This window comes from Tunicatimonas sp., assembly GCF_049647865.1.
GTDB lineage: Bacteria > Bacteroidota > Bacteroidia > Cytophagales > Cyclobacteriaceae > Tunicatimonas.
In genome coordinates this window covers 1-1,901 of record NZ_JBARYM010000288.1, presented here as the reverse complement: position 1 = coordinate 1,901, position 1,901 = coordinate 1, and the positions used below count along the sequence as shown (strand labels likewise).

Below are 1,901 nucleotides of genomic sequence, written 5' to 3'. Positions count from 1 at the left end.
TCCTTCTTCTACTCTTTGAAAGAAGCCTCCCGGAACTCCTTCGGAGCAACGGTGTTCGTATAGAGAAGGAAGTAATGCTTTCAAGCGATCGTAGAACCCTTCAATAGTATTGGTAGGCTGTTCTTCCAACTCTTCTAAGTCCAGCGTCATCACGATTAGGTTGTGTCGGCGGATCGACCAGTAGTTTGGTCCCCGCATCACGTTGATATGGTTAATTTTCATGTAAGATATTGATTAGAGTTGCATAGGTTGCTAACTATATAAAAGCTAGATTTTGGGATAATTGTTACATTTGCCACACACAAAATTTTATACCGTAGAGAATGATTGATACCAAAGTTAAAGGAACTATTATACCTATTGGCGGAAATGAAGACAAAGGTACTCAACGCGATGAGTCCAGCAAATTAAATTTTGTTCAGAAAAGTATCCTAGCCCGGGTCATCCGAGAGTGTAAGAAGCCCGAACCATTGATTGTAGTAGTACCTACGGCCTCTAGTATTCCGGCAGAGGTAGGCGAAAAATATAAGGCGGCCTTTGGCCAGTTCGAGCATGTTCGCACCCATATTCTAGATATTCGAGAGAAGTGGCAAGCTGAAGATCCTAGCAATTTGCGCTGGATAGAAGAAGCTGATTGTGTCATGTTTTCGGGCGGAAATCAATCAAAAATTACCCGGACCATTTGTGATACTCCTATGCACGAATTGCTGATGCGCCGGTACCAGCAAGAAGCGTTTGTGATTGCCGGAACCAGTGCCGGAGCCATGTCGATGTCGGAGGAAATGATTACTGGTGGAAAATCTACTGAGGCGCTGTTTAAGGGTGCGGTGAAAACGGGCAAAGGCATGCGCTACATTCCTGAACTCATCATCGACTCCCACTTTATTGTACGAGGACGCTTCGGAAGGTTGATGGAAGCCGTAGCTCGCTTCCCCTATCTGCTCGGAGTAGGGTTGGCCGAAAATACCGGACTAGTAGTTAAGAATGGTACTGACTGCGAAGTGATTGGCTCGGGTATGGTGGTATTGGTTAACCCTAGCCAGTTGACCCATAACTACGAAGACATTTTAGAGTCGGGAACCCCAATGTCACTCTCTAATTTGATTGTTCATGTACTATCGGTGGGCGATCATTTTCGGTTGGATAACCGCGAACTAACGATTTTACCCATGGACCACGACGCTCGGGTGCTACTAGAAAAGCCATACGCTTACTCCACTAGGAAGCGTCGTAAATTGCAATAGTCTCGCTAGATGGAGTTTTAGCCGCTCGGTACATGCCCTCCGTATTGAAGGGCATACTAACCTGCCCGCTAGCGTCCACTGCTACTAATCCTCCGTCGCCTCCCAGTTCTATGAGTCGCTGCCCGATAACTTCTTCGCAGGCTTGAGCTAGTGGATAGTTTTTGTATTCCATCAAACAGGAAACATCGTAGGCAACGACCCCTCGCAAAAAATACTCCCCGCTGCCGGTACAAGAAACCGCACAGGTACGATTATTCGCGTAGGTCCCCGAACCAATAACTGAACTATCACCAATTCGTCCCCAACGCTTATTGGTCATTCCTCCGGTGGAAGTAGCTGCCGCCAGATTACCCAAGGCATCACAGGCAACCGCCCCTACTGTCCCCAGTTTTTTTGGTTTCTCTTCACTCCGTACCGAATGATCTAGCTGAAAACCATCCGTATCTTTAATAGATTGCCACTGCTGATAGCGGTACTCGTCGTAAAAATAATCTTCGTCCGCCATCTCACACTGCATTTTATGGGCAAATTTCATAGCTCCTTCCCCGGCTAAAAAAACGTGCTCTGATTGTTCCATCACCAGTCGGGCTAAGTGGATAGGATTTTTTATTCCGCTCACTAAGGATATTGCCCCGGCCGACCGGTTGCGGCCATCCA

At 47.0% G+C, this 1,901-nt stretch carries 3 protein-coding genes; 1 reads left to right on the top strand and 2 read right to left on the bottom strand.

Annotated features, from left to right (window positions below):
- The coding region (locus tag WBA23_RS08850; RefSeq protein WP_424581914.1) for a cyanophycin synthetase family protein at positions 1-222 on the bottom strand (222 nt) is incomplete at its 3' end.
- Between the two features lie 101 nt (positions 223-323).
- Between WBA23_RS08850 and WBA23_RS08845 the strand changes: the two genes are divergently transcribed.
- On the top strand, positions 324-1,244 hold the full coding sequence (locus tag WBA23_RS08845; RefSeq protein WP_424581913.1) for a cyanophycinase: 921 nt from the start codon (positions 324-326) through the stop codon (positions 1,242-1,244).
- On the opposite strand, the gene WBA23_RS08840 is transcribed toward WBA23_RS08845, so the two are convergent.
- Positions 1,219-1,901 (bottom strand): isoaspartyl peptidase/L-asparaginase family protein (locus WBA23_RS08840; protein ID WP_424581912.1); only part of this gene is annotated, 683 nt, incomplete at its 5' end. The genes WBA23_RS08845 and WBA23_RS08840 overlap by 26 nt on opposite strands.